This window comes from Massilia solisilvae (genome assembly GCF_024753215.1).
Lineage (GTDB): Bacteria > Pseudomonadota > Gammaproteobacteria > Burkholderiales > Burkholderiaceae_D > Telluria > Telluria solisilvae.
Window position 1 is genome coordinate 880,725 of record NZ_JANUGV010000001.1, and the last position, 25,515, is coordinate 906,239.

Annotated in this window: 25 protein-coding genes; all 25 read left to right on the forward strand. The window is 66.1% G+C overall.

The window, feature by feature from the left end; genetic code table 11:
• Window positions 1–11: 11 nt before the first annotated feature.
• The 25 genes from ispG to NX773_RS04020 all read left to right on the forward strand — a co-directional run bounded on the left by ispG (window position 12) and on the right by NX773_RS04020 (window position 25,495).
• Entirely contained in the window at window positions 12–1,289 is a 1,278-nt protein-coding gene (ispG, locus tag NX773_RS03900; protein ID WP_258855051.1) for a flavodoxin-dependent (E)-4-hydroxy-3-methylbut-2-enyl-diphosphate synthase, read from the forward strand.
• A gap of 268 nt (window positions 1,290–1,557) precedes the next feature.
• On the forward strand, window positions 1,558–2,901 hold the full coding sequence (gene hisS / locus NX773_RS03905) for a histidine--tRNA ligase (RefSeq protein WP_258855052.1): 1,344 nt from the start codon (window positions 1,558–1,560) through the stop codon (window positions 2,899–2,901).
• Window positions 2,902–2,940: 39 nt separating this feature from the next.
• Window positions 2,941–3,603, forward strand: a complete 663-nt coding sequence (locus tag NX773_RS03910) for a YfgM family protein (protein WP_258855053.1) — start codon at window positions 2,941–2,943, stop codon at window positions 3,601–3,603.
• A gap of 40 nt (window positions 3,604–3,643) precedes the next feature.
• On the forward strand, window positions 3,644–4,789 hold the full coding sequence (gene bamB, locus NX773_RS03915; protein ID WP_258855054.1) for an outer membrane protein assembly factor BamB: 1,146 nt from the start codon (window positions 3,644–3,646) through the stop codon (window positions 4,787–4,789).
• Between the two features lie 9 nt (window positions 4,790–4,798).
• Window positions 4,799–6,142, forward strand: a complete 1,344-nt coding sequence (gene der / locus NX773_RS03920; RefSeq protein WP_258820890.1) for a ribosome biogenesis GTPase Der — start codon at window positions 4,799–4,801, stop codon at window positions 6,140–6,142.
• Between the two features lie 136 nt (window positions 6,143–6,278).
• Window positions 6,279–6,515 (forward strand): RNA chaperone Hfq, encoded by a 237-nt coding sequence (gene hfq / locus NX773_RS03925; RefSeq protein WP_258809657.1) that lies wholly within the window; start codon window positions 6,279–6,281, stop codon window positions 6,513–6,515.
• 32 nt (window positions 6,516–6,547) lie between these two features.
• Window positions 6,548–7,714, forward strand: a complete 1,167-nt coding sequence (gene hflX / locus NX773_RS03930) for a GTPase HflX (protein ID WP_258855840.1) — start codon at window positions 6,548–6,550, stop codon at window positions 7,712–7,714.
• Between the two features lie 6 nt (window positions 7,715–7,720).
• The gene (gene hflK, locus NX773_RS03935) at window positions 7,721–9,046 is read left to right on the forward strand and encodes an FtsH protease activity modulator HflK (RefSeq protein WP_258855055.1); all 1,326 of its coding nucleotides are present in this window, start codon (window positions 7,721–7,723) and stop codon (window positions 9,044–9,046) included.
• Window positions 9,046–9,921, forward strand: coding sequence for a protease modulator HflC (gene hflC, locus NX773_RS03940; RefSeq protein WP_258855056.1), 876 nt, complete (start codon window positions 9,046–9,048; stop codon window positions 9,919–9,921). Before hflK ends, hflC begins: the two co-directional genes overlap by 1 nt.
• A gap of 271 nt (window positions 9,922–10,192) precedes the next feature.
• Window positions 10,193–10,996, forward strand: a complete 804-nt coding sequence (locus tag NX773_RS03945; protein WP_258855057.1) for a hypothetical protein — start codon at window positions 10,193–10,195, stop codon at window positions 10,994–10,996.
• 193 nt (window positions 10,997–11,189) lie between these two features.
• Window positions 11,190–12,344 (forward strand): ATP phosphoribosyltransferase regulatory subunit, encoded by a 1,155-nt coding sequence (locus tag NX773_RS03950; protein WP_258855058.1) that lies wholly within the window; start codon window positions 11,190–11,192, stop codon window positions 12,342–12,344.
• 5 nt (window positions 12,345–12,349) lie between these two features.
• Window positions 12,350–13,669 (forward strand): adenylosuccinate synthase, encoded by a 1,320-nt coding sequence (locus tag NX773_RS03955; RefSeq protein ID WP_258820885.1) that lies wholly within the window; start codon window positions 12,350–12,352, stop codon window positions 13,667–13,669.
• A gap of 24 nt (window positions 13,670–13,693) precedes the next feature.
• Window positions 13,694–14,233, forward strand: coding sequence for a phosphoribosyltransferase (locus NX773_RS03960; protein WP_258855059.1), 540 nt, complete (start codon window positions 13,694–13,696; stop codon window positions 14,231–14,233).
• A 153-nt stretch (window positions 14,234–14,386) separates the two neighbouring features.
• Window positions 14,387–14,551, forward strand: a complete 165-nt coding sequence (locus tag NX773_RS03965; RefSeq protein ID WP_258820880.1) for a hypothetical protein — start codon at window positions 14,387–14,389, stop codon at window positions 14,549–14,551.
• A 98-nt stretch (window positions 14,552–14,649) separates the two neighbouring features.
• Window positions 14,650–15,246: a MarC family protein gene (locus NX773_RS03970; protein WP_258855060.1), complete on the forward strand. Its 597-nt coding sequence runs from the start codon at window positions 14,650–14,652 to the stop codon at window positions 15,244–15,246.
• A gap of 9 nt (window positions 15,247–15,255) precedes the next feature.
• Entirely contained in the window at window positions 15,256–16,086 is an 831-nt protein-coding gene (locus NX773_RS03975; RefSeq protein WP_258855061.1) for a helix-turn-helix domain-containing protein, read from the forward strand.
• A gap of 213 nt (window positions 16,087–16,299) precedes the next feature.
• Complete coding sequence (locus NX773_RS03980) at window positions 16,300–18,624, forward strand: DUF3141 domain-containing protein (RefSeq protein WP_258855062.1); 2,325 nt, start codon at window positions 16,300–16,302, stop codon at window positions 18,622–18,624.
• A 33-nt stretch (window positions 18,625–18,657) separates the two neighbouring features.
• Entirely contained in the window at window positions 18,658–19,596 is a 939-nt protein-coding gene (locus NX773_RS03985; RefSeq protein ID WP_258855063.1) for a phosphate acetyltransferase, read from the forward strand.
• A gap of 4 nt (window positions 19,597–19,600) precedes the next feature.
• Window positions 19,601–20,791 (forward strand): acetate/propionate family kinase, encoded by a 1,191-nt coding sequence (locus NX773_RS03990; protein ID WP_258855064.1) that lies wholly within the window; start codon window positions 19,601–19,603, stop codon window positions 20,789–20,791.
• On the forward strand, window positions 20,788–21,432 hold the full coding sequence (locus tag NX773_RS03995; RefSeq protein WP_258855065.1) for a 3-oxoacid CoA-transferase subunit A: 645 nt from the start codon (window positions 20,788–20,790) through the stop codon (window positions 21,430–21,432). Before NX773_RS03990 ends, NX773_RS03995 begins: the two co-directional genes overlap by 4 nt.
• Before the next feature lie 10 nt (window positions 21,433–21,442).
• Window positions 21,443–22,108, forward strand: coding sequence for a 3-oxoacid CoA-transferase subunit B (locus NX773_RS04000; RefSeq protein WP_258855066.1), 666 nt, complete (start codon window positions 21,443–21,445; stop codon window positions 22,106–22,108).
• Window positions 22,105–22,887: an enoyl-ACP reductase FabI gene (fabI, locus tag NX773_RS04005; protein ID WP_258855067.1), complete on the forward strand. Its 783-nt coding sequence runs from the start codon at window positions 22,105–22,107 to the stop codon at window positions 22,885–22,887. Before NX773_RS04000 ends, fabI begins: the two co-directional genes overlap by 4 nt.
• A gap of 7 nt (window positions 22,888–22,894) precedes the next feature.
• The gene (locus tag NX773_RS04010) at window positions 22,895–23,134 is read left to right on the forward strand and encodes an RNA-binding protein (RefSeq protein WP_258855068.1); all 240 of its coding nucleotides are present in this window, start codon (window positions 22,895–22,897) and stop codon (window positions 23,132–23,134) included.
• Window positions 23,135–23,144: 10 nt separating this feature from the next.
• Complete coding sequence (locus tag NX773_RS04015) at window positions 23,145–24,161, forward strand: hypothetical protein (RefSeq protein WP_370662213.1); 1,017 nt, start codon at window positions 23,145–23,147, stop codon at window positions 24,159–24,161.
• 143 nt (window positions 24,162–24,304) lie between these two features.
• Window positions 24,305–25,495, forward strand: a complete 1,191-nt coding sequence (locus tag NX773_RS04020; protein ID WP_370662214.1) for an efflux RND transporter periplasmic adaptor subunit — start codon at window positions 24,305–24,307, stop codon at window positions 25,493–25,495.
• Window positions 25,496–25,515 lie beyond the last annotated feature (20 nt).

Consider the following 25,515-nt stretch of genomic DNA (forward strand, 5'->3'; position numbering starts at 1 on the left):
CAGAGGAAAGCATGACTTCTTCGAACACGCCTATTGCCTCGGGCCCGCTGCCGCGCCGCAAGAGCCGCGCCGTCGCGGTGTCGCATGGCGCGCGCACGGTCTGGGTCGGCGGCGACGCGCCTGTGCTGGTGCAGTCGATGACCAATACCGACACGGCCGATGCGATCGCCACCGCGATCCAGGTCAAGGACCTGGCCCGCGCCGGCTCCGAGGTGGTGCGCATCACGGTCAACACGCCGGAAGCGGCGGCAGCCGTGCCGGCGATCCGCGAACAGCTCGACAAGATGGGCGTGGACGTGCCGCTGGTGGGCGACTTCCACTACAACGGCCACCTGCTGCTGCGTGATTTTCCGGAGTGCGCCAAGGCGCTGTCGAAATACCGCATCAACCCTGGCAACGTGGGCCAGGGCGCCAAGCGCGACAGCCAGTTCGCCCAGATGATCGAGGCGGCCATCCAGTACGACAAACCGGTGCGCATTGGCGTGAACTGGGGCAGCCTGGACCAGTCGCTGCTGGCGCGCATCATGGACGAGAATGCTGCCCGCGCGCAGCCGTGGAGTGCCCAGGCCGTGATGTACGAGGCGCTGGTCACCTCGGCGATCGAAAACGCCCAGCGCGCCGAGCAACTGGGCCTTGCCGGCGACAAGATCATCCTGTCGTGCAAGGTGTCCGGCGTGCAGGACCTGATCGCCGTGTACCGCGAGCTGGCCAAACGCTGCGACTACGCGCTGCACCTGGGCCTGACCGAAGCTGGCATGGGCAGCAAGGGCATCGTGGCCTCGACCGCGGCGCTGTCGGTGCTGCTGCAGGAAGGCATCGGCGACACGATCCGCATTTCGCTGACCCCCGAGCCGGGCGGCGACCGCACCAAGGAAGTGGTGGTGGCACAGGAAATCCTGCAGACCATGGGCCTGCGCAAGTTCGCGCCGATGGTGATCGCTTGCCCGGGCTGCGGCCGCACCACCTCGACCGTGTTCCAGGAACTGGCCGACAACATCCAGACCTTCCTGCGCGAGCAAATGCCCGAGTGGAAGAAGTCCTATCCCGGCGTGGAAGCGATGAACGTGGCCGTGATGGGCTGCATCGTCAACGGGCCGGGCGAATCGAAGCATGCCAACATCGGCATCAGCCTGCCGGGCACCGGCGAATCGCCGGCCGCGCCGGTGTTTGTCGATGGCCAGAAAGTGGCGACGCTGCGCGGCGAGCGCATCGTGGAAGAGTTCCAGCAAATTGTGCTGGATTACGTGAAAAAGAATTACGGTCAAGAGACCGCTGAATCATTGAGTTAGCAGGAGCACGTCGTCCCGGCGAACGCCGGGACCCATGCTGAGTGTGCGGTGTTGATCGCCTCAGCATGGGTCCCGGCGTTCGCCGGGATGACGTTGTTTCAAGCTGCGGGAATACCAAACTGTCCGAGAAAAAAGAGAAAATTGTTGGTGGAGCTGGGGTTTCGAGCGACCTGTCGCTCGCCAGCGGAACGGCCCAGGCTTGCACGCCTGGGCTCCTTAGCGACATTCAAGCATTACGGAGCGACCGGATTCGCCGGCGCTGAAACATATGTCCGAAACGAAGAAAACTGAAAAAATCGTCGCCATCAAAGGCATGAACGACATCCTCCCGGCCGATGCGCCGCTGTGGGAGCTGTTCGAAAACACCGCCGAGACCATCCTCAAGAGCTACGGCTACCAGAAGATCGTCACCCCGATCGTCGAGGAAACGCGCCTGTTCGCGCGCGCGATCGGCGCCGTCACCGACATCGTCGAAAAGGAGATGTACTCCTTCGAGGACTCGATGAATGGCGACCAGCTGACCCTGCGCCCGGAAGGTACGGCCGGCGTGGTGCGCGCCGTCATCGAGCACAATCTCGCCTACGACGGTCCCAAGCGCCTGTGGTACAAGGGCCCGATGTTCCGTCACGAGCGCCCGCAGCGCGGCCGCTACCGCCAGTTCTTCCAGTTCGGCGCCGAGGCCATCGGTTTCAGTGGTCCGGACATCGATGCCGAGCTCATCATGCTGTGCCGCCGCCTGTGGGATGACCTGGGCCTGGAAGGCATCCGCCTGGAGCTCAATTCGATCGGCAACGCCGAAGAGCGCAACCGCCACCGCGCCGACCTGATCGCCTACTTCGAAGCGAACATCGACCAGCTCGACGAGGAAGCCAAGCGCCGCCTGCACGCCAACCCGCTGCGCATCCTGGACACCAAGAATCCCAAGATGCAGGACCTGGTCAACCAGGCGCCCAAGCTGCTCGAGTATCTGGGCGAAGAATCGCTGGCCCACTTCGAGGGCTTGAAAAAGATCCTGGACGCCAATAATGTCCAGTACACCGTCAACCCGCGCCTGGTGCGCGGCCTGGACTACTACAACCGCACCGTGTTCGAGTGGGTCACCGACGCACTGGGCGCGCAGGGTACCGTGTGCGCGGGCGGCCGCTACGACCCGCTGATCGAGACCTTCGGCGGCAAGGCGACGCCGGGCGTGGGCTTTGCGATGGGCATCGAGCGACTGATCGAGCTGATGAAGGCAGCCGGCGAGCCCGCGGCGCCGAGCCAGTGCGACGTGTACATGGTGCACCAGGGGCAAGAAGCCCAGATGCGCGCCTTCATCCTGGCCGAGCGCCTGCGCGACGCCGGGCTGGACGTGGTGCTGCACTGCGCCACGCCGCAGGGCGCCGGCAGCTTCAAGAGCCAGATGAAGAAAGCCGATGCTTCGGGCGCCGCGTTCGCCGTGATCCTGGGCGACGACGAGGTGGCCAATAACGTCGCGGCCGTCAAGGCGCTGCGCGAAGGCGAGGAAGGCCAGCAGCAGACCAGCGTGCCGTTCGACAATGTGGTGGACTTCGTGGTTGACCAGATCGTCGGCCACGACCACGATCACGACCACGTGCACTACCACGCGTAACATTTCCTCCAACCCAACCATTACTAGAACCAGACCGACATGGCATACGACCTCGAAGAACAAGAACAGATAGCCACTTTCAAGGCATTCTGGGCCTCCTATGGCAACCTGATCACCTGGGTGCTGATCGTCGCGCTCGCGGGCTACGCCGGCTACAACTTCTGGACTTCGCACCAGGGCAAGCAGGCAGCGGAAGCGTCGGCCCTGTACGACGAATTGCAGGCTTCGCTGCAGGCGAACGACAACGCCAAGGTGCAGCGCATCGCCACCGACGTGCAAGCCAAGTTCGACGGCACCACCTACGCGCAGATGGCGGCGCTGGGCGCGGCCAAGGCGGCGTTCGACGCCAACGACCTGAAGACCGCCAAGGCCCAGCTGCAGTGGGTGGTTGACCACGGCAACGACGAGTACAAGTCGATCGCCAAGCTGCGCCTGGCTGGCGTGCTGCTGGACGAGAAGGCCTACGACGACGCGCTCAAGGTGCTGGCCGGCGACTTCCTGCCGCAGTACAAGGCGGAAGTGGCGGACCGCAAGGGCGACGTGCTGGTCGCGCAGAACAAGGTCGTTGAAGCGCGTGCCGCCTACCAGGCCGCGCTCGACGCAATGGACCAGAAGAACCCGGGCCGCCAGCTGGTGCAGATCAAGCTCGACGCGCTGGGTGTTCCGCAACAGGCCGCTGCCCCGGCCAAGCCGGCAGCCTGAATCCCTACGCACTTCGTGAGACAACAAGGTAAAAAACAATATGCGCACTACACGTAAGCTTGTCGGCGTTGGCGTCCTGGCCCTGATCGCCGGTTGCTCGAGCCTGAACCCGTTCGCGTCCAAGCCAAAAGGCAACCAGCCGGCCGCACTGACCGAGCTGAAGGCGAGCATGGCCGCCCGCACCAGCTGGAAACTGAGCGTCGGCAAATCGAACAACTACGAGCTGTCGCCTGCACTGGCGGGCAACACCGTGGTGCTGGCCAGCGGCGATGGCAACATCGTGCGCGTGCAGGCCGACAGCGGCAAGGAACTCTGGCGCACCAAGGCCGGCATGGACCTGACCGCCGGCGTGGGCACCGACGGCAACCTGATCGCCGTGGGCGGCGCCAAGGGCATGCTGCTGGCCTTCGACATGGACGGCAAGCCGCTGTGGAAGGCGCAGCTGTCGAGCGAAATCCTGTCGGCCCCGGCGGTCGCGCACGACATCGTGGTGGCGCGCTCGATCGACAACCGCATCGTCGGTTTCGACGCCAAAACCGGCGAGAAGAAATGGACCGTGCAGCGTCCGGCGCCGCCGCTGACCCTGCGCCTGGCGCCGGGCATGGCGGTGCACGACAAGGACGTGATCATTGCCCAGCCGGGCGGCAAGCTGTCCTCGCTCTTGATCGCCACCGGCGCGCCGCGCTGGGAGGTGGAAGTGGGCGTGGCGCGCGGCGCCACGGAACTTGAGCGCGTGACCGACATCGGCGGTGCCCCGGTCGTGTTCGACAATGACGTGTGCGCCGTGTCCTACCAGGGCCGCGTGGGCTGCTTCGACCTGGCCACCGGCTCGGCACGCTGGACGCGCGACCTGTCCTCCCAAGTGGGCGTGGCCGTGGACCAGCTGTACGTGTTCGCCGCCGACGACAAGGGCGCGGTGTACGCGTTCAACCGCGACGGCGGCACCAGCGCCTGGAAGAACGACAAGCTGTCCTTCCGCGCACTGTCCACGCCGGTGTCGTTCGGCCGCGCCGTCGCGGTGGGCGACTACCAGGGCTACGTGCACTTTTTGGCGCGCGAGGACGGCAAGCTGCTGGCGCGCGTGGCGACCGATGGCAGCGCCATCACCGCAAGCCCGATCGTGGCCGGCTCGAACCTGATTTTTCAAACGCAGAATGGCACCGTGACCGCGATCGCGGTGGAATAACATAATTAAATGAAGCCGGTAATCGCATTAGTAGGCCGACCCAACGTCGGGAAATCGACCCTGTTCAACCGCCTGACCCGCTCGCGCGACGCGCTGGTGGCAGACCTTCCTGGCCTGACCCGCGACCGCCACTACGGGGAAGGGCGGGTGGGCGAGCGCCCGTTCCTGGTCATCGATACCGGTGGTTTCGAGCCTGTCGCCAAGGAAGGCATCATGCACGAGATGGCGCTGCAGACGCGCCAGGCCGTGGCCGAGGCCGACGTGGTGGTGTTCATCGTGGACGGCCGCCAGGGCCTGACCCCGCATGACAAGACCATCACCGACTTCCTGCGCAAGAGCGGCCGCAAGGTCATGCTCGTGGTGAACAAGAGCGAGGGCATGAAGTACACCTCGGTCACCGCCGAGTTCTATGAGCTGGGCCTGGGTGACCCGTACGTGATCTCGGCCGCGCACGGCGACGGCGTGGTGGACCTCGTCAACGAGGCGCTCGACCTGGCATTCCAGCAGCGTCCGGAAGACGCCGAGGAGCTCGAGCCGGCCGAGCGCGGCATCCGCATCGCCATCGTCGGCCGCCCCAACGTGGGCAAGTCCACGCTGATCAACACCCTGGTGGGCGAGCAGCGCGTGATCGCCTTCGACATGCCGGGCACCACGCGTGACTCGATCGAGGTCCCGTTCGAGCGCGACGGCAAGCATTACACCCTGATCGACACCGCCGGCATCCGCCGCCGCGGCAAGGTGTTCGAGGCGATCGAGAAATTCTCGGTGGTCAAGACGCTGCAGTCGATCTCGGAAGCGAACGTGGTCATCCTGCTGCTGGACGCCCAGCAAACCATCTCGGAACAGGACGCCCACATCGCCGGCTTCATCCTGGAGTCGGGCAGGGCGCTGGTGGTGGCCGTGAACAAGTGGGACGGCCTGCAGTCGGACCAGCGCGACCAGGTCAAGTTCGACCTCGACCGCAAGCTCGACTTCCTGTCGTTCGCCAAGCAGCATTTCATTTCGGCGCTCAAGGGCACCGGCATCAGCCAGCTGATGAAGTCGGTCGATGCCGCCTATGCCGCCGCCACCGCCAACCTGTCCACCCCGCGCCTGACCCGCGCACTGGAACTGGCGGTGGAAAAGCAGGAACCCAAGCGCAAGGGTGGCACCCGCCCCAAGATGCGCTACGCCCACCAGGGCGGGCAAAACCCGCCGGTCATCGTCATCCACGGCAATGCGCTCGATGGCGTCACCGAGCCGTACAAGCGCTACCTGGAGAAGCATTTCCGCGACACATTCAATTTGGTGGGAACCCCGCTCCGTATTGAATTGCGTTCTGGCAAGAATCCGTTTGCCAAAGAGAACAAATAACCGATAGCAGGACGACAAACGGCGGCAAAACAGGGTACAGTAGGCTTGTTTTCGCCTTCAAAGAACGTCCGTTTTGCCTCTTGAAAACCGGCGAGTCGCCTCAACTTTTAAACTACAACAACATCACGGAGCTTTTATGAGCAACAAAGGGCAACTGTTACAAGACCCATTCCTCAACGCCTTGCGCAAAGAGCACGTTCCCGTCTCGATCTACCTGGTCAACGGGATCAAGCTCCAGGGACACATCGAGTCCTTTGACCAGTACGTGGTCCTGCTGCGTAACACCGTCACCCAAATGGTGTACAAACACGCCATTTCGACCGTTGTCCCGGCCCGCGCCGTCAACCTGAACCTCGAGCAGGAAGCCGAGTAAGGCCGATGGCAGAAGCCCCCGGCACCTCCACCATGCGCGCTGCGCTGGTGGGCATCGATTTTGGGGCTGGCGATTTTTCCGCCAGCCTCGATGAGCTGTCGTTGCTCGCGCGTTCCGCCGGTGCCGACCCGATCACCACCATCACCGCGCGCCGCGCCGCGCCCGATCCGGCGTACTACGTGGGCAGCGGCAAGGCCGACGAGATCGGGGAGGCTTGCCTGGCCGAGCACGTCGACATCGTCATCTTCAACCACGCGCTCTCGCCCGCCCAGCAGCGCAACCTCGAGCGGCGCCTGAACGTGCGCGTCGTCGACCGCACCAGCCTGATCCTCGACATCTTCGCCCAGCGCGCCAAGACCAACGAGGGCAAGCTGCAGGTCGAGCTGGCCCAGCTGCAGCACCTGGCCACGCGCCTGATCCGCGGCTGGACCCACCTGGAACGCCAGAAGGGCGGTATCGGCCTGCGCGGCCCTGGCGAAACCCAGCTCGAGACCGACCGCCGCCTGATCGGCGAGCGGGTCAAGATGCTGCGCACGCGCCTGACCAAGCTGCGCAAGCAACATGAAACCCAGCGCCGCTCGCGCGGGCGCAACCAGACCTTCTCGGTCTCGCTGGTCGGCTACACCAACGCCGGCAAGTCCACCCTGTTCAATACGCTGACCAAGGCTGGCGTGTACGTCGCCAACCAGCTGTTCGCCACGCTCGACACCACCAGCCGCCGCCTGTACCTGGGCGGCGAGGTCGGCAACGTGGTCGTGTCCGACACCGTCGGCTTCGTGCGCGAGCTGCCCCACCAGCTGGTGGCGGCGTTTCGCGCCACGCTGGAGGAAACCATCCATGCCGACCTGCTGCTGCACGTCGTGGACGGTTCCTCGCCCGTGCGCAACGAGCAGATCGAGCAGGTCAACGAGGTGCTGCGCGAGATTGGCGCCGACCACGTGCCGCAGATTCTGGTGTGGAACAAGATCGATGCCGCAGGGCTAGAGCCCGGGGTGGAACGTGATGAATATGATAAAATCAGCCGCGTTTTCATCAGCGCCCAGAGTGGCGCGGGCCTCGATCTGCTGCGCGAGGCGATCGTCGAGGCAGCAAGCGCCGGGCCCGGCCTGACGCCGTATCCAGAAGAACAGGAAGATCCGCGCGGCTTTGCGCAGGCCGGCGACATCCTTCCATCCTCCACCCCTGTCGGGCCCCACTAAAAGCATATGCTTGCTTCAATACTAAAAAGAATCGGCATCAAGACATCGTTGAACGATCCGCGCTGGGGCCACAATCCCAAAGGAGAAGGCAAGGCCCAGGAAGGTCGTCGTCCCGGCGAAGGCCCGCCTGACCTCGACCAGCTGTGGCGCGACTTCAACGCCCGCCTGAACCGTTTGTTCGGCCAGCGCGGCGCCGGCGGCGGCGACGGGCAGTTCAAGCCCGACATGCGCGGCGCCGGCATCACCGCGTCCGTCATCGTCTTCATCGTGGCGCTGATCTGGTTTGCCAGCGGCGCCTTCATCGTGCAGGAAGGGCAGGTCGCCGTGGTGACCACCTTCGGCAAACTCAGCCATACCGCCAGGCCGGGCTTCAACTGGCGCTGGCCGTACCCGATCCAGGCCCACCAGATCGTCAACACGGGCCGCGTCAACACCGCCGAGATCGGCTACCGCAACAACGTGCGCAACCGCCAGCCGGCCGAATCGCTGATGCTCACCGACGACGAGAACCTGGTCGATGTGCAATTTGCCGTCCAGTACCAGGTCAAGGACCCGGTGGCCTGGCTGTTCGCCGGGCGCGACCAGGACGACACCGTGCGCCACGTGGCCGAGAGCGCCGCGCGCGAAGTGGTCGGCAAGAACAAGATGGACTTCGTGCTCTATCAAGGGCGTGACCGCATCGCCGGCGACATCCACGCGATCATGCAGCGCCTGCTCGACCAGTACAAGCTGGGCGCACAGGTCACCGGCGTGACCATGCAAGCGGTCCAGCCGCCCGAGCCGGTGCAGGCCGCGTTCAACGACGCCGTCAAGGCGGCCGAGGACGCCGCACGCGCCCGCAACGAGGGCGAGAGCTATGCCAACGACATCCTGCCGCGCGCCCGTGGCCAGGCCTTTGGCGTGATCCAGGAAGCCGAAGCCTACCGCTCGATGGTGGTCGAGAACGCGATGGGCAACGCGGCCCGTTTCGACGCCGTGGTCTCGCAGTACGCCAAGGCGCCGGCCGTCACCCGCGACCGCATGTACATCGACACCATGCAGCAGATCTTCACCAGCGCCAGCAAGGTGCTGGTGGACACCAAGAGCGCCAACACGCTCTACCTGCCGCTGGACAAGATGATGGAAAAAACCGCCGCCCGTGACGCCGCCATCGGCAGCAAGTCGGGCCCGGTGCAGGCGCCGCAAGCGCCGCAGGCGCAGCCGCAGCAGGCGCAGCCGCAAGCCCAGCCGCAGCAGGCCCAGCCGCAGCCGGAAGCACCGCAGAACCTCGAATCGGTACGCCAGCGCGACGCGCGTTCGCGCGAATCGCAACGCGACCGGGAGACCCGCTGATGAACCGCCTCGTCACTGTATTTGTCGCGCTGTTCGTGGCGCTGATGCTGCTGTCCTCGACCGTGTTCGTGGTGGACCAGCGCCGCTATGCGATCGTGTTCGCGCTCGGCGAAGTGCATGAAGTCATCAGCGAGCCCGGCCTGCATTTCAAGCTGCCGCCGCCGCTGCAAAATGTCGTCTACCTCGACAAGCGCATCCTCACGCTCGACACGCCCGACGGCGAGCGCTACACCACGTCCGAAAAGAAGGGCCTGCAGGTGGATGCCTTCGTCAAATGGCGCATCGCCGACCCGCGCGGCTTCTTCGTCAGCTTTGGCGGCGACGAGGGCAAGGTGCGCGACCGCGTGGCGCAGATCGTCAAGGCGGCGCTGAACGACGAGATCGCGCGCCGCACCGTGCACCAGGTGGTGTCGACCGAACGCGACAAGATGATGGACGTGGTGCGCGGCAAGGTCGTGGCCGGCGCCAAACCGCTCGGGCTGGAGGTGATCGACGTGCGCCTCAAGCGTGTCGATTTCGTGGACGAGATCAACGGTGCCGTGTTCGACCGCATGAAGGCCGAGCGCGTGCGCGTGGCCAACGAGCTGCGCTCGACCGGTTCGGCCGAGTCCGAGAAAATCAAGGCCGACGCCGACCGCCAGCGCACCGTGATCCTGGCCGAAGCCTACCGCGACGCCGAGAAGATCAAGGGCGAGGGCGACGCCAGGGCCTCGGAAATCTACGCCAAATCGTTCGGCAAGAACCCGGAGTTCTACAAGTTCTACCGGTCGCTGGAGGCCTACCGTGCCTCGTTCAAGAACCATGGCGACGTGATGGTGATCGACTCCAATTCCGAGTTCTTCAAGTACTTCAAGAACCCAGGTTCCGGAAAGTAAGAACATTCTCCGGAAATTCAGTTTCCGGGATTCTTCAAAGGCGGCCGCGTGCCGCCTTTTTGTTTTTCGAAAATCTTTTTGCAGAGGAATTGGTTCTACAGGGACATTGTTTGCAGCAAGAATCCTGCGCCGCCCTTGATGCATGTTCAACTTATTGCCGAGGTCGGTACGTTCTCTGGGATTGGCTCAAAAGCCACATTTTTGATTTCTCGATGATGGGTTGTGAAGCAAGTCTTCACGGAACAACAACCCATTGTGGAGGAGCAAATCCATGTTCTCGATCCCCTCGACGCGCAAGCTGCCCGGCGTGGTGGCTTCCCTTCCTGCGTTCATCCCCTTGTTGCTGCTGGCCGGGTGCGGCGGCAGCGATCAGGCCAGGCAGTCGTCGCCGCCACCGTTTGCCGACTCCGGCCCGCCCGACCAGGTGTGCGTCTCCGGTCAGCCGACCGGGCAGGCGCCGCCGCCGTACCTGCTGGGCGCGATCAATTCGTCCGAGCCGGCCACGCCCCCGGCCCCGGCGACTTTGGCGGCCGTGTCCGCCGCGACCTCCGACCCGCTGGGCGAACCGATCGCGCTGGCCGACACCTACACCGGCCTGGTCCAGGGCACCCTGTACAACACCGCGGCCTGGCCGGCCTGGTGGGGCACAGGCAAGACCGTCGACACCGTGCAATGTCTGCTGAACGGCACCTGGCACAAGCACATGCTCATCTCGATCTACAAGGACGGCAAACGGCTGGGCTTTCCGGATGGGATAGGGCGCGTGCACGCGGGCTGCTACCACGCCTACGAGATGCACGTGCACGACGTGACCGGCATCATACACATGGAAGCCGATGCGCCGCGCAACTACAACCTGGGCAACTGGTTCTCGCTGTGGGGCCAGCCGCTCGGGCGCGATAACACGGCCGGGCTGGCCGGTCCGGTGCGCTTCTACATCATCGAGAACGGCAAGATCACCCGGTACGATGGCGACCCGCACGACATCGCGATGGTCGCGCACCGCGAAATCCTGATCGTCAGCGGCAGCACGCTGTCGGTGGTGCCGAAGTACCAGTGGCCGCTGGGCATCTAGGCCGCCCCCATGTCCGGGCCCGCGGCGACCAGGCCGGGACGTGGGAGATTGACAACTTCCACGCTGCGGGAACAATGTTTCCCTGCCTGCACTGCAGCATTTTCGGTTAGAATTGTCGATTCGGCGCAGCCATCGCGCGCCTCTCGCGCGTCTCAAGTTGTCCGAAGTCCAATAACTCCCGTAGTAGTCGCCCATGCCGAACTGGCTTTTGCCCGAGAATATTGCCGACGTCTTGCCGTCCGAAGCACGCAAGATCGAGGATCTGCGTCGCCTGATGCTCGATAACTTCCGCTTGTACGGATACGAGCTGGTGATGCCGCCGATGCTCGAATACGTCGAATCGCTGCTTGCCGGTGCCGGCCAGGACACCGACCTGCGCACCTTCAAGCTGGTGGACCAGCTGTCCGGCCGCTTGCTCGGCCTGCGCGCCGACATGACCACCCAGGTCGCCCGCATCGACGCCCACCTGCTCAACCGCAACACCGTCACCCGCCTGTGCTATGCCGGCAGCGTGCTGCACACCCGTCCGTCGGGCCTGCATTCCACCCGTGAGCCGCTCCAGATCGGCTGCGAGATGTACGGCCACGCCGGCCTCGAGGCCGACGCCGAGATCCAGGAGCTGGCGCTCGCCTCGCTGGCCCTGGCCGGCTTTGACGACGTGCGGCTGGACCTGTCGCACGTGGGCGTGCTGCGTGCGATCCTGCTCGAAGACCCGGTCGCCAAGCGCGACGAGGCCCAGCTGCATAGCCTGCTGCGCGGCAAGGATGTGCCGGGCCTGGAAGAAATCACGAACAATTACAGCGCCGTGACACGCGACGCGCTGCTGGCCCTGCCGCACCTGTACGGCGACGTCGACGTGCTGGCCAAGGCGCGCGAGGTGCTGCCGGCGCTGCCGGGCATCACCAAGGCGCTGAGCGAACTGGCCGCGCTGGCCGCGTCCGCGATCGGCCGCGCCCAGGTGGCGATCGACCTGGCCGACCTGCGCGGCTACCAGTACGAAAGCGGCGCCATGTTCGCGCTGTACGTGACCGGCCTGCCCAACGCGGTGGCGCGCGGCGGCCGCTATGACCATGTGGGCGAGGCGTTTGGCCGGGCACGTCCCGCGACCGGCTTTTCGCTCGACCTGCGCGAGCTGGCGCGGCTGCTGCCGACCGCCGAGCGCAAGCATTCGATTCGCGCGCCGTGGGGCAATGCTCCCGAGCTGCGCGAGAAAATCGCCGAGCTGCGCAAGGCCGGCGAAGTGGTGATCCAGAGCATGCCGGGTCACGACAACGTTCAGGACGAGTTCGAGTGCGACCGCGTGCTCGTCCTCGACAATGGAAACTGGATTCTCAAAAACTTAGGTTAAGTGTGATGTCAAATAAAAACGTGGCAAAGAACGTCGTGGTCATCGGCACCCAGTGGGGCGATGAAGGCAAGGGCAAGATCGTTGACTGGCTGACCGACCACGCAGCCGGCGTGGTGCGCTTCCAGGGCGGCCACAACGCGGGCCACACGCTCGTCATCAAGGGCCAGAAGACCGCGCTGCAGCTGATCCCGTCGGGCATCATGCGCGAAGGCGTGGCCTGCTACATCGGCAACGGCGTGGTCGTGTCGGTGCCGGACGTGATGCGCGAGATCGACAAGCTGCAAGCTGCCGGTATCGAAGTGAGCTCGCGCCTGATGATCTCGGAAGCCTGCCCCGCGATCCTGCCGTACCACGTGGCAATCGACGTCGCGCGCGAAGCGGCCCGTGGCGTCAACAAGATCGGCACCACCGGCAAGGGTATCGGCCCGGCCTACGAAGACAAGGTGGCACGCCGCGCGATCCGCATCGCCGACATGCTCAACGAGTCGCGCTTTGCCGAAAAGCTGAAAGAGAACCTCGACTATCACAACTTCGTGCTGACCGGCTACCTGGGCGGCACCGCGATCGACTTCCAGAAGACCTTCGACGACGCGATGGCCCTCGTGCCGCGCCTGAAGCCCATGGTCGGCGACGTCTCGTCGGCGCTGTACGCGGCCCACAAGAAGGGCGGCAACCTGCTGTTCGAAGGCGCGCAGGGCTCGCTGCTGGACGTGGACCACGGCACCTATCCGTACGTCACCTCGTCGAACTGCGTGGCCGGCAATGCCGCCGCCGGCGCCGGCGTCGGCCCCAACATGCTGCACTACATCCTGGGCATCACCAAGGCCTACACCACCCGCGTCGGCTCGGGCCCGTTCCCGGCCGAGCTGCCGACCGATCAGGGCATCGGCGAGCACCTGTCGCGCGTGGGCCACGAGTTCGGCACCGTCACCGGCCGTGCGCGCCGCTGCGGCTGGTTCGACGCCGCGCTGCTGCGCCGTTCGGTCCAGATCAACGGCGTGTCGGGCATGTGCCTGACCAAGCTGGACGTGCTGGACGGCCTGGAAACGCTCAAGCTGTGCACCGGCTACACCATCGATGGCCGCGCCGTGGATATCTTCCCGGTCGGCGCCGAAGAAGCGGCACGCTGCGTCCCGGTGTACGAGGAAATGCCGGGTTGGAAGGAAAGCACGGTTGGCGCCAAGTCCATGGACGAGCTGCCGGCTGCTGCCCGCGCTTACATCAAGCGCATCGAGGAACTGGTCGGCGTACCCGTCGACATGGTTTCGACCGGACCGGACCGCGAAGAGACGATCGTCCTGCGCCATCCGTTCGCGGCCCAATAACGACAACGTAGAGGGAATCCTGATATGACCACTCCGGTATCGACCGACAACGACCTTTGGGTATCCTGGGACGAGTACCACCGCCTGATCGAGCGCCTGGCGCTCAAGGTGTACGAATCGAACTGGCAGTTCGACATGGTGCTGTGCCTGGCACGCGGCGGCGTGCGCCCCGGCGACGTGTTCTCGCGCATCTTCGACGTGCCGCTGGCGATCCTGTCGACCAGCTCGTACCGTGAAGAAGCCGGCACCAAGCAGGGCGACCTGGACATCGCCAAGTACATGACGATGACCAAGGGCCCGCTGCGTGGCAAGATCCTGCTGGTCGATGACCTGGCCGATTCCGGCGTGACGCTCAAGAAAGTGCGCGAGCACCTGAAGGACAATTACTCGGACGTGACCGACGTGAAGTCGGCCGTCATCTGGGTCAAGGGCTGCTCGGAAATCAAACCGGACTACTTCCTGGAAGAGCTGCCACACAATCCTTGGATCCACCAGCCGTTCGAAGACTACGACGGACTGCGCCCGCACCAGCTGGCGGCGTGGATGAAGAAGTTCGAAAAGTAAGCCGCAATATCGCTTGGAAGCAAAGAAGGGAAGGGGAGCTGCCTCTTCCCTTTTTTTTTCTTCTTGGATATTTCTCCGAACGTGCGCCAGCCCACGGAAACGGCCTGTCCGTAGGTCTAAGCTCCATAAATCTCATTTGCAAAGGAGATTGCCATGCCTACCGGAGCCAGCCCGAAACGCGAACGCGAGTACAAGGAACTGGAGAACAAGTTTGAGAAGGAACACCGCTATCCCGGCCGCGAGAAGGAAGTGGCCGCGCGAATTGTGAACAAGCAACGCGCCGAACACGGCGAAACCAAGTCATCCAAGTCCAAATAGTGAACAAGACGCCGGCCACCTGCCGGCGTCTTTCCGCCACGCCAGCCGAGGTGCATATCGGTTAATATCGGACGATTCAACCCGATGCCGATTTGCCAATGACCCAAAGCTTTTTCCAGACCTTCATCCTGCTGTTGCTCGTGACCGACCCGTTCGGCAACGTGCCGCTGTTCGTCAGCGCGCTCAACCCGGTCGCGCCGGCGCGCCGTTCGCGCATCGTGGTGCGCGAATGTGCGATCGCGTTCCTGCTCCTGCTGCTGTTCATGTTCTTCGGCCGGCACTTCCTGGCGGCGCTGAACCTGACCGAAGTGTCCTTGCGCATTGGCGGCAGCGTCATTCTGCTCTTGATCGCCATTCGCATGGTGTTCCCGCATCCCGACGGCGTGCTGGGCCGCACCGAAGGCGGCGAGCCATTCATCGTGCCGCTCGCAATTCCCGCGCTGGCCGGCCCGTCGGCGCTGGCGACCGTGCTGCTGTTCACTGCCAACTCCACCGAAGAAGTCGCCATCCACGTCGCCGCGCTTGGCGCCGTCCTGGTGGTGTGGCTGGCCGTGTTCCTGAGCGCGGACCGGCTGCAGCGCCTGCTCGGCACGCAGGTGATGACCGCGTTCGAGCGCCTCATGGGCCTGATTCTGACCGCGATGTCGGTCGAAATGCTGCTGGGCGGCGTGCGCGCCTTCGTCAAAACGCTGTAAACGATATTGATGAAAACCTCGCTCCACGTGCCGCAGGGCGAGCTGGCCGAAGCCGTGTTCGGCATCGCCTTCGTCTCCACGCTGGACGAGCCGTGGCCACCCGACCAGCCGCGCCTGAACCGGTTCCCGGCAATGGTGTACTGCGGCGTGACGATGCTCACCGAGGGCCAGGTGGCGGTGCTGGGCGAGGAGGATGGGGCCCTGGCGCACATGCCGGACTGGATCGTGTTCGGGCCGCGCACCCGGCCCGTCACCTCGGTCACGCTCGCGCCGCTGCGCTGCGTGTCCGTGATCTTCTACCCGGACGCGTTCGCGCTGTTGACGGGGCGGGCGCCTGCCCAGCTGCAGGACCGGGACGAGCCGGCGTCATCCTGGCTGCCGGCCGAGTGGGGCGAATGGCCGCAAGCGCTGCGCGCAAGGGCGCAAGACGAGGCTGCGCAGGCACAGTGGATCGAATCCTGGCTCCTGCCGCGCTGGCTTGACGCGCGCAAGCACTGGAACCGCAAGCTGGGCGAAAGCCTGCGCCAGCTTGCACGGCGCGGCGTTGCGGCCACGGTGCGCACGCTCGGCGTGGGCGAGCGCCAGATGCAGCGGCAGTACCGCGCGCAGGTGGGGCTCACGCCGGCGCAGGCGCGCCGCCTGCAGCGTATGAACGAGGCCGTCTACGCGCTGCGTAACGGTGCCGCGGAAGGGGAAACGCTCGCCGCGCTGGCCGCGGAACTGGGGTATGCCGACCAGGCGCACATGGCGCGCGAGCTGCGCGCGCTGACCGGGCTGCCGCCATCGCGGCTGGAACAGCATATCGGGTCGGACCCGGATTACTGGCCGTACCGCCTCTGATATCGCTGCAGTTGGATGCGTGTAGGCCTTTGGTCGCATTGCCCGCCTGCCCCAAGGGTAAGAACATGTAGCGAACACCCAGCGGCCCAGCCGCTGCGAGCACGGCTCCGGCCGCCATCCGCCGGGGATACTGCACGCCTTGGGCTTCGTCGCGTGCAGCCGGGCTTGCCGGCGCCGGCCTGTCTTCCACCTCCAACGACTGCGAGGTCACAGATGGAACCAGGAACCCAGCTAGCGCGCAGCCACGACATCGGCCTGAAGATCGGCCTGCTGTACCACAAGCGCGCCGAGACCGCGCTCAACCAATTCAGCGACCGGGTGCGCGCCGCGGTGGACGGCAAGGATGGCGGGGCGGGCCGCGTGCCGGCGCTGCTGGCCGGCGTCGATCCGTCCGGCGCCTGGCAGTACGCGGTCGATACCATCCAGCGCTCGGTCCTGTTCTGGGACACGATGCGCCAGCGCGGCAACAACTTCGTGGACCAGGCCATGCGCGGCCTCGAACCGATGCTGCATTTCCGGTACGAGACGGTGCTCGATGGCCGCAGCTTCGACCGTCCCGTGAACTACGCACTGGTAAAGATCACCCCGCCCGAAGGCGTCATCGTCGATCCGCTGCGCCGCCCGTATCTCGTTATCGACCCGCGCGCGGGGCACGGTCCGGGCATCGGCGGCTTCAAGGACGATTCGCAGGTCGGCGTCGCCCTGCGGGCCGGCCACCCGGTCTATTTCGTCATCTTTTTCCGCGACCCGGAGCCGGGCCAAACCTTGCTCGACGTCTGCGCCGCCGAACAGCAGTTCGTGCGCAAGGTGCGCCAGCTGCACCCGGACAGCCCGAAACCGGCCATCGTCGGCAACTGCCAAGGCGGCTGGGCCGCGATGATGCTGAGCTCATCGTCGCCCGACGACACCGGGCCGATCCTGATCAACGGCGCGCCGATGTCGTATTGGGGCGGCGCCTGGAGCTCGGGCGAGGGCGACAACCCGATGCGCTACACCGGCGGCATGCTGGGCGGCTCGTGGATGTCCTCGCTCACGGCGGACATGGGGCACGGCGTGTTCGACGGCGCCTGGCTGGTCTACAACTTCGAAAACCTGAACCCGGCCAATTCGCTGTGGGACAAGTACCGCACGCTGTACGCCAACGTGGACACCGAGGCGCCGCGCTTCCTCGACTTCGAACGCTGGTGGGGCGGCTACTACCTGATGAACCGCGAGGAGATCGAGTTCATTACAAAGAATCTCTTCGTCGGGAACAAGCTGTGGTCGGGCGATGTGAACTCCGCCAGCGGCAACGCGTTCGACCTGCGCGACATCAAGTCGCCGATTGTCCTGTTCGCGTCGATGGGCGACAACATCACGCCGCCGCAGCAGGCCTTTAACTGGGTGGCCGACGTCTATGGCAGCACGGACGAGATCAAGGCCCGCGGGCAGGTGATCGTCGGCCTGATGCACAAGACCATCGGTCACCTCGGCATTTTCGTCTCCGGCAAGGTGGCGAAGAAGGAGTACACCCAGCTGGTGTCGGTGCTGCAGACCATCGAGCAGCTGCCACCGGGCCTGTACGGGATGGACATCCTCGAGCACAAGGGCGAAGGCGGCAAGGTCGATTACGAGGTCGAGTTCCGCGAGCTGCGGCTGGAGGAAATCAGCGCGCGCGTGAACCGCTTCGGGCGCGTCGACGAGCACCCGTTCGAGGCCGTCGAGGCGGTGTCCGAGTTTGTCCAGCGCGCCTACGAACTGTTCGCGCAGCCGGCCGTGCAGTCGATGTCGTCGGACTGGAGCGCGCTGCTGCTGCGCCAGTTCCATCCGCTGCGCGTGCAGCACTGGGCGATGTCGGACCTGAACCCGTGGTTTGCGTGGCTGGGACCGGCCGCGCAGGCCGTGCGCGACCACCGCCAGCCGGTCGAGCCGGACCGGCCGCTGCGCCAGCTGGAGGAAATCGGTTCGGAACTGATCAGTGCCTCGCTCGACTTCTACCGGGGGATGCGCGACGCCACCACCGAGGCCGCGTTCTTCGGCGTGTACGCCAACATGTTCGCGATGTACCTGGCAGACAAGCACAAGGCCGAGGCGGCGCGCGTGAAGCCGGTGAGCGAGCCGCGCGAAATGCCGTACGTGAAGGAGGCGCTCGCGTCGATCTCGCAGGGCGGTTATGCCGAGGCGTTCGCCCGCACCGGGGTGCTGCTGATGCGCCGCGGCGAGCCGCTGCCGCTCGCGCGTCTGGAAACCATCGACGAGCTGACGCGCGATTACGCGGACTACCTGCCCAAGGTGCCGCGCGAGGAAGCCCGGCGCATCCGCGGCGAACAAGAAATCATCGCCCGCTACGAACCGGAGCAGGCGGTCCTGTCGTTGCCGACCCTGCTCAAGGACGAGGCCGACCGCGCCAGGCTCCTGGCGCTGCTGGACAAACTGATCGTGGACCCGCGCGTGCAGGCCGTGCAGCCGACCCAGGAGCAAGTGGCGATGCTCGAGCGCATTCGCACGGTGCTGGGCGCGCGCCCTCCGGTGGAGCGGCGCATCAAGGCGGTCCGCTGAAATCACGCAACCACAGCCTCTAAAGGGAACGACATGGACAACAAACACGAAAAGTACCAGCGCCTGATCGACTACTGCCAGACGCTGCCGGCGCTGCCGACCGCGGTGGTGCACCCGTGCGACAAGAGCTCGCTCGCCGGCGCCGTCGAGGCCGCGCAGCTGAATCTGATCGCGCCTATCCTGGTCGGTCCGGCCGAGCGGATCAAGGCGGTGGCAGCCGAGTGCGGGATTCCGATTTCCGACTATCAGGTGGTCGATGCGCCCTACAGCGAGGCCGCCGCCGATTGCGCGGTGCAGCTGGTGCGCGAAGGGAAGGCCGAGGCGCTGATGAAAGGCAGCCTGCACACCGACGAACTGATGGCGGCGGTGGTGCGGCGCGACGCCGGCCTGCGCACGGGCCGGCGGGTGAGCCACTGCTTCGTGATGGACGTGCCGGGCCACGAAAGCCCCCTGATTATCACCGACGCCGCCGTGAACATCGCGCCCACGCTCGAAGAGAAGAAGGACATCCTGCAGAACGCGATCGACCTCGGGCACGCGCTGCTGTTTTCCGAGGTGCGGGTGGCGATCCTGTCGGCGATGGAGACCGTGAACCCGAAGGTGCCCTCGACGATCGAGGCGGCAGCGCTGTGCAAGATGGTGGACCGCCACCAGGTGACCGGCGCGCTGGTGGACGGCCCGCTTGCGCTGGACAACGCGATCGATCCCGAGGCCGCGCGCATCAAGGGCATCGATTCGCCGGTGGCCGGCCGCGCCAACGTGCTGCTGGTGCCGGACCTCGAGGCCGGCAACATGCTGGCCAAGAGCCTGTCGTTCCTGGCCGGGGCCGACGCGGCCGGCATCGTGCTTGGCGCGCGCGTGCCGATCATCCTGACCAGCCGCGCCGACTCGACCATGACGCGGCGCGCCTCGTGCGCGGTGGCGGTGCTGGTCGCCAAACAGCGGCGTGAAGCCGGCAAGGCAATGGGGTGAGGCCATGGCAGACATCATCCTTGTGGTGAACGCTGGCTCGTCCAGCATCAAGTTCTGCGGCTTCGACGCGGCCGGCGCCGAACCGCGCCTGCTGCTGAAAGGGCAAGTCGAAGGGTTGTTCACCGAACCGCACTTCAAGGTCGCCAATGCCGCCGGCGACCGCTCCGAGGAAAACCGCTGGCCCTCGGGCACCGAGATCGGCCACGCGGGCGCGATCCGCTACATCGCCGACTTCCTGCGCGACCATCGCGAGGGGCACAGCCTGGTCGCAGTCGGGCACCGCGTGGTGCACGGCGGGCTCGAGTTCGGTGCGCCCACGGTGGTGGACCATGCAGTGCTCGAACGCCTGGGCAGGCTGGTGCCGCTCGCGCCGCTGCACCAGCCGCACAACCTTGCGCCGATCCGGGTGCTGCTCGAGGCGCGGCCCGACGTGCCCCAGGTGGCCTGCTTCGACACCGCCTTCCACCGCAGCCAGCCCGAGGCTGCGCAAGCCTTCGCGCTGCCGCAGGAGATCACCGCGCCCGGCGTGCGCCGCTACGGCTTTCACGGTCTGTCGTACGAATACATCGCCAGCGTGTTGCCGCGGCTGGCGCCGGAAGCGGCGGCGGGCCGCACCGTGGTCGCGCACCTGGGCAACGGCGCCAGCATGTGCGCGCTCAAGGGCGGGCGCAGCATGGCCAGCACCATGGGCTTTACCGCCGTGGACGGGCTGCCGATGGGTACGCGCTGCGGCAGCCTGGACCCCGGCGTCATCCTGTACCTGATCGACGAGCTCGGGATGAACGCGCGCACCGTGGAGGACCTGATCTACAAGCGCTCCGGCCTGCTCGGCGTGTCGGGTCTGTCGAGCGATATGCGGGTGCTGCTCCAAAGTGACGACGTGCGTGCGCGCTTTGCGGTGGAGCTGTTCATCTACCGCATCGGCCGCGAACTGGGCTCGCTGGCGGCCGCGCTGGAAGGGCTGGACGCGCTGGTGTTCACGGGCGGGATCGGCGAGCACGCCACGCTCATCCGCGACCGCGTGTGCCGCCAGGCGGCCTGGCTCGGCATCGAGCTCGACACGGCCGCCAACGAGGTGGACGGTCCGCGCATCAGCACCGAGTCAAGCGGCGTGTCGGCCTGGGTGGTGCCAACCAACGAGGAACTGATGATTGCCCGGCATACCTTCGCCGTCACCTCAGCGGGTCTGGCATGAAGACGCTTGCACTGGACAAGGCAGTCGCGCTGATCCCCGACGGCGCCAGCCTCATGGTAGGTGGCTTCATGGGCGTGGGCACGCCGGAGCGGCTGATGGACGAGCTGGTCCGGCAGGGCAAGCGTGGCCTGACCGTGATCGCCAACGACACCAGCAGTCCCGGCCGCGGCATCGGCAAGCTCGTCACCGCGGGCGTGGCGGACAAGTTCGTGGTGAGCCACATCGGCCTGAACCCCGAGACGCAGCGCAAGATGATCGCCGGCGAGATCGCGGTCGAACTGGCGCCGCAGGGCACGCTGATCGAGCGCATCCGCGCCGGCGGCTATGGCCTGGGCGGCATCCTCACCGCCACCGGCGTGGGCACGCTGGCCGAGGAGGGCAAGCGCAAGATCGAACTGGACGGCCAGCAGTACCTGCTCGAGACGCCGATCCGCGCGGACTTTGCGCTGGTCGAGGCCTTCCTGTCGGACTACTACGGCAACCTGACCTATGCTTTCACCGCCCGCAATTTCAACCCGGTGATCGCGATGGCGGCCGACACCGTGATCGTCGATGCCGCCCACATCGTCCCGGTCGGGATGATCGCGCCCGACCACGTGGTCACCCCGGCGGTGCTGGTCGATTACGTCGTTGCACATTGAGGGGACAACCATGGACGCACAAACCGTCATCGCCAGGCGCATCGCGCGCGAGCTTGGCGCCGGCATGCTGGTGAACCTGGGGATCGGCATCCCGACCCAGGTCGCCAACTATGTCCCGGGCGGCATCCGCATCTACTTCCAGTCCGAGAATGGCCTGATCGGCACTGGCCCGATTCCCGAGGAGGGGATGGAGCAACCCTACCTGACCGACGCCGCCGGCCAGTCGGTCAGCGCGCTGCCCGGCGCCTGCACCTTTGATAGCGCCATGTCGTTTGGCCTGATCCGCGGCGGCCACCTCGACGTCACCGTGCTCGGCGGCCTGCAGGTGGACGAGCAGGGCCACTTGGCCAACTGGATGATCCCCGGGAAGATGGTGCCCGGGATGGGCGGGGCGATGGACCTGGTCACCGGCGCGCGCCGCGTGATCGTGGCCATGCAGCACACCGCCAAAGGCAAGCCGAAGATCGTGCGGCAGTGCACGCTGCCGCTGACGTCCGCGCGCCGCATCGACCTGGTGGTCACCGAGCTGGCCGTGATCTCGTTCGAAAGCGGCGCCGCGACCCTGCTCGAAACCGCGCCCGGCGTGGGCGTGCAGGAAGTGCTGGCGGCCACCGAGGCGTCGCTGGTGGTGCCGGAGCAGGTCCCGCAAATGAACATCGAAGGAGCCACATCATGACAAACGCAACCCCGCGCCCGATCCTGACTGGCGCCAAAGCGCTGGTGACGGGCATCGCCAACGAGCACTCGATCGCCTATGGCTGCGCCAGGGCCTTCCACGAGGTCGGCGCCGAGCTCGCGGTCACCTACCTGAACGAGAAGGCGCGCGGCTTCGTGGAGCCGCTGGCACAGCAGATGGAGTCGAAGATCTTCATGCCGCTGGACGTGGCCAAGGAAAGCGAGGTCGATGCCGTGTTCGACCGCATCGAACAGGAATGGGGCAAGCTGGACATCTTCGTGCACTCGCTGGCGTGGGCGCCCAAGGACGACCTGCAGGGCGGCCTGCTGAACTGTTCGGCGCAGGGCTTCGCGCAGGCGATGGATGTCTCGTGCCACTCGTTCATCCGGCTGGCCCGCCGCTGTGCGCCGCTGATGAAGGATGGCGGCGCGATGTTCACGATGACCTACTACGGCGCCGACAAGGTGGTCCCGAACTACAACGTGATGGGGCCGATCAAGGCGGCGCTGGAGGCGTCGGCGCGCTACCTCGCGTACGAGCTCGGGCCGAAGCACATCCGTGTGCACGCTATTTCGCCGGGCCCGCTCCAAACGCGCGCCGCGTCGGGCCTGAAGGATTTTGACCGCATGCTTAACGAAGCCGCGCAGCGCGCGCCGCTGGGCGAGCTGGTGGACATCATGGACGTCGGCTACACCTGCGCTTTCCTGGCCACGCCATTCGCCAAGCGCATGTCCGGCGAGACGCTGTACATCGACGGCGGCGTGCACATCATGGCGTGAGGCGATCATGGCCCAGCTCTGGTTAGGCAATGTGGACGACAGCGCCACCGACGACGACATCCGCGACCTGCTGGTGCGCTACGGCTTTCCGGCATTCGACGCGATCGAACATGTGCCCGGCAGTGGCGCCCGGCCGGCGGTCATGCTGACCTTTAACGAGGCGCCGCCGCAGGAGCTGCGCACGCTCGGCGACCGCATCCAGAACCTGTTCTGGAAGAATCGCAAGATCAACGTGCAGGTAATGTAGGAGGGCGGCAGTGGGATTGCTCGACAAGCTACTGCACGGTTCGCGCGCGCCGGACGAGCATCGCTACATCGACGAGGGCGTGGCGCGCGTGCTCGCGTTCAGCCCTCAGCTGCGCACGCTGCGCCAGGCCGAAGCGCGGCTTGCGCCCGCGGTGGGCACCGCGGTGCGTTACCTGGTGGGGCTGGCGCGCGAGGTGCCGCAGGTGCGCGAGGCCAGCGCCGCCGCCTGGGCCAGCGATCCCTGCATCCACGCGTTCTTCGCCTCGCCCGATGACGTCGCGCCGGCGTTCTCGCGTTCCGAAGACCTGCGCGCCTTCTTCGACCATTATCCGGACCTGCCCGAGGCCTACGCCTTGCTCGGGATGGCGATGACCGAGAAGCACATCCTGGGCGTGGCGCTGGAAGGCGACACGATGCGCCGCGACGTGATCCAGGAAACGATCAGCTTCAGCGACCACCAGGTGCGCGTGTGCGGGCGCACCGAGCTGGAACTGCGGCAGGAGATCGTGCGCCGCCTGGTGGACCAGCTGGCCCTGGAAGGGATGACCCGCTTTGCCGCCGACCAGGAGCGGCGCGGCGAGCTGGAAAAGGACCAGGCACTGCTCAGGACGCGCCTGCAGCTGCTCGAGCGGCAGGGCGTGGGCGTACGCGTGGCGCTGGGCGACGAGGAACGCGCCAGCGAGGCGGAAATGGAGCGCCTGCGCCAGCAGATGGCCGACAACGGGCGCGAGCTGGAGGCGCTGGGCATGCGCGCCGAAACGCTGGAGCGCCAGCTCGGGCACCTGTGCGCCGTGCTGTCCGAACCGGCGGCCCACATCTATGTCGAACGCAAGAGCGTCCGCTTGAACAAAATGAATGTGGTGCTGTCCCCGAACAGCAGCGAGGCGGGCGACGACATCACCTTCGAGCTTGCGCGTATCCCGGCCGACCCGCCGCGCAAGCGCGCGTTCGCGCTGGTGCGCTTTTCGCGCGGCGAACTGCTGCCCGAGGAGAGCGTACTTGACCGCGCCGCGCGGCTGCTGGGCTGAACCGGCTACGACCAAGGTCCAATTACCCAACAACCCCAACTGGCCTACCTTGGACCCAACTTTCGGCCGCAAGCTGCCGACCTGGGCGCCGGCACGGCCGTGCCGCTGCAATGTCAAACCGATGCTTTGGCAAGAGGTATGCCATGACATGTCGATCGTTACCGCTGCTGTTTGGCGCCTGGCGCTGGTTGCTTGCCGTCGGCGCCGCGGCCGTCATGCTGGGCGGCTGCACCAAGCAGGAGGCGCAGCCGGCGCCCGGTCCGCTGCAGGTCACCGCGCTCACCGTCGAGCCGCGCGACACGCCCGTCAGCTTTGAATTCGTCGCGCAGACGCAGAGCTCGCGCGAAGTGCAGATCCAGGCCCGCGTCGACGGCTTCCTCGACCGCCGGCTCTACACCGAAGGCGACATGGTGCGCGCCGGGCAGCCGCTGTTCCAAATGGACCGCAAGCCATTCGAGGCGGCGCTGCAGTCGGCCAAGGGACAACTGGAACAGCAGAAGGCGCGCCACGCGGTGGCCGTGGCCAACCTTGCGCGCGTGCGTCCGCTGGCGGCGCGCAACGCGGTCAGCAAAAAAGAGCTGGACGACGCGATCGGCTTCGAACGCGAATCGCAGGCCGCGGTGATCGCGGCCGAGGGCCAGGTGCGGCAGGCCAATCTCAACCTGGGCTACACCACGATCTACTCGCCGCTCAAGGGCCTGTCGAGCTTCGCCAAGCAGCAGGAGGGCAGCTACCTGACGGTCGGCCAGCAGGGCTTGCTGACGACGGTGTCGCAGATCGACCCGATCTGGGTCAACTTCAGCGTGTCCGAGAACCAGCAGCTGAGCTACCGCGACCAGATCGCCAAGGGCCAGCTCAAGTTCCCGGTCAACCAGGACTTCACCGTCGAGGTGGTGATGGCGGACGGCTCGGTCTTCCCGCACCGCGGCCACATCAACTTTGCCGCGCCCTCGTTCGATCCGGCGACCGGCACCTTCCTGGTGCGTACCGAGCTGCCGAACCCGGAGGGCGTGCTGCGTCCGGGCCAGTTTGTGCGTGCCCGCGTGTTCGGCTCGACCCGTCCGGCCGCGATCCGCATCCCGCAGCGCGCCGTGCAGCAGGGCTCGAAGGGGCACTATGTCTGGGTGGTCGGCAATGACGGCAAGGCCCGCCAGCGCGTGGTGGAGGTCGGTGACTGGTACGGCGACGACTGGTTCATCAGCGACGGCCTGAAAAGCGGCGAGCGGGTGGTGGTGGATGGCGCCGGCCGCGTGGCGCCCAACACGCCGCTGCGAGTCGCGGCGGCCGCGCCGCAGGTCGCCAGCGCCGCCGCGCGCACGCAGCCGGCGCGCTAGCATCCGAGCCCGGGCTTCAT

Bases quoted from the DNA above. Each gene is read 5' to 3' on its own strand.
- ispG (WP_258855051.1), top strand. From the start codon at position 12: ATGACTTCTTCGAACACGCCTATTGCCTCGGGCCCGCTGCCGCGCCGC.
- hisS (WP_258855052.1), top strand. From the start codon at position 1,558: ATGTCCGAAACGAAGAAAACTGAAAAAATCGTCGCCATCAAAGGCATG.
- NX773_RS03910 (WP_258855053.1), top strand. From the start codon at position 2,941: ATGGCATACGACCTCGAAGAACAAGAACAGATAGCCACTTTCAAGGCA.
- bamB (WP_258855054.1), top strand. From the start codon at position 3,644: ATGCGCACTACACGTAAGCTTGTCGGCGTTGGCGTCCTGGCCCTGATC.
- der (WP_258820890.1), top strand. From the start codon at position 4,799: ATGAAGCCGGTAATCGCATTAGTAGGCCGACCCAACGTCGGGAAATCG.
- hfq (WP_258809657.1), top strand. From the start codon at position 6,279: ATGAGCAACAAAGGGCAACTGTTACAAGACCCATTCCTCAACGCCTTG.
- hflX (WP_258855840.1), top strand. From the start codon at position 6,548: ATGCGCGCTGCGCTGGTGGGCATCGATTTTGGGGCTGGCGATTTTTCC.
- hflK (WP_258855055.1), top strand. From the start codon at position 7,721: ATGCTTGCTTCAATACTAAAAAGAATCGGCATCAAGACATCGTTGAAC.
- hflC (WP_258855056.1), top strand. From the start codon at position 9,046: ATGAACCGCCTCGTCACTGTATTTGTCGCGCTGTTCGTGGCGCTGATG.
- NX773_RS03945 (WP_258855057.1), top strand. From the start codon at position 10,193: ATGTTCTCGATCCCCTCGACGCGCAAGCTGCCCGGCGTGGTGGCTTCC.
- NX773_RS03950 (WP_258855058.1), top strand. From the start codon at position 11,190: ATGCCGAACTGGCTTTTGCCCGAGAATATTGCCGACGTCTTGCCGTCC.
- NX773_RS03955 (WP_258820885.1), top strand. From the start codon at position 12,350: ATGTCAAATAAAAACGTGGCAAAGAACGTCGTGGTCATCGGCACCCAG.
- NX773_RS03960 (WP_258855059.1), top strand. From the start codon at position 13,694: ATGACCACTCCGGTATCGACCGACAACGACCTTTGGGTATCCTGGGAC.
- NX773_RS03965 (WP_258820880.1), top strand. From the start codon at position 14,387: ATGCCTACCGGAGCCAGCCCGAAACGCGAACGCGAGTACAAGGAACTG.
- NX773_RS03970 (WP_258855060.1), top strand. From the start codon at position 14,650: ATGACCCAAAGCTTTTTCCAGACCTTCATCCTGCTGTTGCTCGTGACC.
- NX773_RS03975 (WP_258855061.1), top strand. From the start codon at position 15,256: ATGAAAACCTCGCTCCACGTGCCGCAGGGCGAGCTGGCCGAAGCCGTG.
- NX773_RS03980 (WP_258855062.1), top strand. From the start codon at position 16,300: ATGGAACCAGGAACCCAGCTAGCGCGCAGCCACGACATCGGCCTGAAG.
- NX773_RS03985 (WP_258855063.1), top strand. From the start codon at position 18,658: ATGGACAACAAACACGAAAAGTACCAGCGCCTGATCGACTACTGCCAG.
- NX773_RS03990 (WP_258855064.1), top strand. From the start codon at position 19,601: ATGGCAGACATCATCCTTGTGGTGAACGCTGGCTCGTCCAGCATCAAG.
- NX773_RS03995 (WP_258855065.1), top strand. From the start codon at position 20,788: ATGAAGACGCTTGCACTGGACAAGGCAGTCGCGCTGATCCCCGACGGC.
- NX773_RS04000 (WP_258855066.1), top strand. From the start codon at position 21,443: ATGGACGCACAAACCGTCATCGCCAGGCGCATCGCGCGCGAGCTTGGC.
- fabI (WP_258855067.1), top strand. From the start codon at position 22,105: ATGACAAACGCAACCCCGCGCCCGATCCTGACTGGCGCCAAAGCGCTG.
- NX773_RS04010 (WP_258855068.1), top strand. From the start codon at position 22,895: ATGGCCCAGCTCTGGTTAGGCAATGTGGACGACAGCGCCACCGACGAC.
- NX773_RS04020 (WP_370662214.1), top strand. From the start codon at position 24,305: ATGACATGTCGATCGTTACCGCTGCTGTTTGGCGCCTGGCGCTGGTTG.